General features: G+C 60.3%; 4 protein-coding genes and 1 pseudogene. All 5 read left to right on the forward strand.

Annotation, left to right across the window (positions count from 1 at the left end; genetic code table 11):
* Positions 1 to 980 (forward strand): 3-phosphoshikimate 1-carboxyvinyltransferase (gene aroA / locus ACFFAR_RS25745; protein ID WP_375508703.1); only part of this gene is annotated, 980 nt, incomplete at its 5' end.
* A gap of 55 nt (positions 981 to 1,035) precedes the next feature.
* A complete protein-coding gene (gene cmk / locus ACFFAR_RS25750) occupies positions 1,036 to 1,716 on the forward strand; it encodes a (d)CMP kinase (RefSeq protein WP_062000023.1) in 681 nt (226 codons plus the stop codon).
* Positions 1,717 to 1,913: 197 nt separating this feature from the next.
* Entirely contained in the window at positions 1,914 to 3,629 is a 1,716-nt protein-coding gene (rpsA, locus tag ACFFAR_RS25755; RefSeq protein ID WP_047844853.1) for a 30S ribosomal protein S1, read from the forward strand.
* Between the two features lie 20 nt (positions 3,630 to 3,649).
* Positions 3,650 to 3,988, forward strand: a complete 339-nt coding sequence (locus tag ACFFAR_RS25760; RefSeq protein ID WP_174363462.1) for an integration host factor subunit beta — start codon at positions 3,650 to 3,652, stop codon at positions 3,986 to 3,988.
* 297 nt (positions 3,989 to 4,285) lie between these two features.
* Positions 4,286 to 4,449, forward strand: a pseudogene (locus tag ACFFAR_RS25765) (LapA family protein); the annotation flags it as partial.

Here is a 4,449-nt window from a genome sequence, read left to right on the forward strand (position 1 = left end):
AGTACCGCGTGCATGGCGTGCCGCGCATGCATGAACGGCCGATCGGCGATCTTGTCGACGGCCTGCGCCAGATCGGCGCGTCGATCGACTACGAAGCCAACGCCGGTTTCCCGCCGCTGCAGATCCACGCCGCCGGCATTGCCATCGATGCGCCGATCAAGGTTCGCGGCGATGTCTCCAGCCAGTTCCTGACCGCGTTGCTGATGAGCCTGCCGCTCGCGCAAAGCCAACGCGGCCCGATCGTGATCGAAGTGGAAGGCGAACTGATTTCGAAGCCGTATATCGAGATCACGATCAAGCTGATGGAGCGTTTCGGCCTGAGCGTCGAGCGCGACGGCTGGTCGCGCTTCACGTTGCCGGCGGGCGGGCGTTACCAGTCGCCAGGCGCGATCGCGGTGGAAGGCGATGCATCGTCGGCGTCGTATTTTCTCGCGGCCGGTGCGCTCGGCGGCGGGCCGCTGCGCGTGGAAGGCGTGGGCCGCGCGAGCATTCAGGGCGACGTGAATTTTGCCGACGCGCTGATCCGCATGGGCGCGAACGTGATGCTTGGCGACGACTGGATCGAAGTACGCGGCGTGGAATCGGACGACGGCAGGCTGATGCCCATCGACATGGATTTCAACCTGATCCCCGACGCGGCCATGACCATTGCAGTTGCCGCGTTGTTCGCCAACGGCACGACCACGCTGCGCAATATCGCGAGCTGGCGCGTGAAGGAAACCGACCGCATCGCCGCGATGGCCACCGAACTGCGCAAGGTCGGCGCAACGGTCGAGGAGGGCGCGGACTACCTCGTGGTCACGCCGCCGGCGCAACTGACGCCAAACGCGGCTATCGACACCTACGACGACCATCGGATGGCCATGTGTTTTTCGCTCGTGAGCCTGGGCGGCGTGCCGGTGCGAATCAACGACCCGAAGTGCGTGGCCAAGACCTTCCCCGACTATTTCGAGCAATTTGCCAAGCTGGCGAAGGCGTGATGACCGTGACTAATATATATAAGCGTGCCGTTTTCGGCCGACCCGGACGCCTGCGATGAAACCGACCCGTCCTTTTCATCAAACGCCCGTCATCACCATCGATGGCCCGACGGCCTCCGGCAAAGGCACGGTCGCCGCCGTGGTCGCGGCCACGCTGGGTTTCCATCTGCTCGATAGCGGCGCGTTGTATCGGCTGACGGCGCTGGCAAGCGCGCGCTACAACATAGAACCCGATCACGGCGATGCACTCGCGGAACTGGTCGCCGAGCTTCACATCACATTTCGCGAGGGCTTGGCACAGCTCGACGGCGTGGATGTCTCCACCGAAATCCGTGCTGAAGAAATTGGCAAGCGCGCCTCGGCGATCGCGGTCCACCCACAGGTTAGGACCGCGCTGATTGCCCGCCAGCGGGCCTTCCGCAGGCCTCCGGGGCTGGTCGCGGACGGCCGCGACATGGGAACCGTTATTTTCCCCGACGCAACACTCAAGGTATTCCTCACGGCGAGCGCAGAAGCGCGCGCCGCGCGGCGGCATAAGCAATTGATACAAAAAGGCTTTTCTGCTAATATGGAAGACTTGCTGCGAGATTTGCGCGAGCGGGACGCACGGGACAGCAGCCGTGCAGCCGCACCGCTCAAGCCCGCAGTGGACGCGAAGACGCTGGACACCTCCGGGCTATCCATCGACCAGGCGGTCGATCAGATCATCGGTTGGTACACCGCAATTCGCGTGTAAGGTGCTGGAACGTTGCTGGAATCTGATTGCAATCGTTGCAAAAAGCCGACAAGTCCGTTGGCTTTGCGTTGGAGCTCCATGAGAAACATGGAGCGTGTATTAACCCCTCAACCCCGTGTGGCGCTCGTTTTTTCTTGCAATTGGCCCGAATGTTTCGGGCAGGCAAACGCGAAGTAGCTGCGCAACTATAGATTTTTATGTCCGACCTGCAAACATCTACCCCGAATACCGAATCTTTTGCGGCTCTGTTCGAAGAGTCGCTGACCAAGCAGGACATGCGTGCGGGTGAAGTCATTTCCGCCGAAGTCGTGCGCGTCGACCACAATTTCGTGGTCGTCAACGCGGGTCTCAAGTCCGAAGCCTACATTCCGCTCGAAGAATTCCTGAACGACGCGGGCGAGGTAGAAGTGCAGGCGGGCGACTTTGTTTCAGTGGCCATCGACGCCCTGGAAAACGGTTATGGCGACACGATCCTGTCGCGCGACAAGGCGAAGCGTCTGGCTTCGTGGCTGTCGCTGGAAAAAGCGCTCGACAACAACGAACTCGTGACCGGCACGATCACGGGCAAGGTCAAGGGCGGCATGACCGTGATGGTCAACGGCATCCGCGCGTTCCTGCCGGGTTCGCTGGTTGACACGCGTCCGGTCAAGGACACGACCCCGTACGAAGGCAAGACCCTCGAATTCCGCGTGATCAAGCTCGACCGCAAGCGCAACAACGTTGTGCTGTCGCGCCGTGCCGTGATCGAAGCGACCCAAGGCGAAGAGCGCGCAAAGCTGCTCGAAACGCTGAAGGAAGGCGCTATCGTGGAAGGCGTGGTCAAGAACATCACCGACTACGGCGCATTCGTGGACCTCGGCGGTATCGACGGCCTGCTGCACATCACGGACATCGCATGGCGTCGTGTGCGTCACCCGAGCGAAGTGCTGTCGGTTGGCCAGGAAGTCACCGCGAAGATCCTCAAGTTCGACCAGGAGAAGAACCGCGTCTCGCTGGGTATCAAGCAACTCGGCGACGATCCGTGGGAAGGCATTTCCCGCCGTTACCCGTCGGGCACGCGCCTGTTCGGCAAGGTCACCAACATCACCGACTACGGCGCATTCGTCGAAGTGGAATCGGGCATCGAAGGCCTGGTTCACGTGTCGGAAATGGACTGGACGAACAAGAACGTTGCACCGTCGAAGGTTGTGCAACTCGGTGACGAAGTCGAAGTCATGGTTCTCGAAATCGACGAAGACCGCCGCCGTATCAGCCTCGGCATGAAGCAGTGCAAGCCGAACCCGTGGGACGACTTCAGCCGCAACTTCAAGAAGGGCGACAAGCTGGAAGGCGCCATCAAGTCGATCACCGACTTCGGCGTGTTCATCGGCCTGCCGGGCGGCATCGACGGTCTGGTTCACCTCTCGGACCTGTCGTGGAGCGAAACGGGCGAAGAAGCGGTTCGCAAGTACAAGAAGGGCGACGAAGTTCAGGCAATCGTCCTGGGCATCGACGTGGAGAAGGAACGCATCTCGCTGGGTATCAAGCAGCTCGAAGGCGATCCGTTCAGCAACTTCGTGGCAATGAACGACAAGGGCGCGACGGTTGACGGCGTGGTGAAGTCGGTTGACGCGAAGGGTGCAGTCGTGACGTTGACGGCAGACGTGGAAGGTTATCTGCGTGCGTCGGAAATCGCTCAGGACCGCGTGGAAGATGCTCGCAACGTGCTGAAAGAAGGCGACAAGGTCAACGCGATGATCATCAACATCGATCGCAAGTCGCGTGGCATCAACCTGTCGATCAAAGCCAAGGATTCGGCTGAGCAACAGGAAGCAATCCGTGGTCTGGCTTCGGCTGACTCGAGCACGGCTGCAACCGGCACGACGAACCTTGGCGCGCTGTTGAAGGCCAAGCTCGACGGCCAGAACGGCTAAGCCGCAGGTATTGCTGCAGCATGACCAAATCGGAATTGGTCGCCCAACTGGCGCTGCGATTTCCGCAACTTGTACTTAAAGATGCGGATTTCGCTGTGAAGACGATGCTCGATGCAATGTCGGACGCCCTGGCCAACGGCCATCGCATCGAAATTCGCGGCTTCGGCAGTTTTGGCCTCAATCGTCGGCCATCGCGTGTTGGCCGCAATCCCAAGTCGGGCGAGAAGGTGCTGGTACCGGAGAAATTCGTACCGCATTTCAAACCGGGCAAGGAGTTGCGGGAACGTGTCGACGGACGCGCGGGCGAACCGCTGAAACAGTCGAATGAGCCGGATAGCGACGAAGACGACGATCTTTGACCGGCGTCCAGATTCCTACCGGTTCGCGCGCTGCGCAGTCAGTGGCAAATGACCGAAAAAGCACCCGTAAGGGTGCTTTTTTTATGTCTGCGCGCTTCGAACGGGGTGACTGTTCCAATGTCTGGTCGGGCCGATCGACTAGTCGCATTCAGCCTTTGCGCCTCGCGCCATACGCATCAATTACAATACCGGACGCTCATGGGCTCCGGCGATGTGGCGCGCGCTTTGCGCTCCTCATCCATGCCCTCCGTCCGGTTGTGCCTGCTTTATTCAGTTACCGCCGTCAAAGAGACCCCTATGAAATTTTTTGTCTGGCTGATTCGTATCCTCGTTTTCGTCGTGTTGCTGGTGCTCGCCCTCGCCAACACGCAAACGGCGACGCTCAATTTCCTCGCCGGTTATTCGTGGGACGCACCGCTCATCTTGATTGGGCTGGCGTTTTTCGTGGTCGGACTGCTGGC

Origin of the sequence: uncultured Caballeronia sp., from assembly GCF_964243625.1 — a bacterium.
Lineage (GTDB): Bacteria > Pseudomonadota > Gammaproteobacteria > Burkholderiales > Burkholderiaceae > Caballeronia.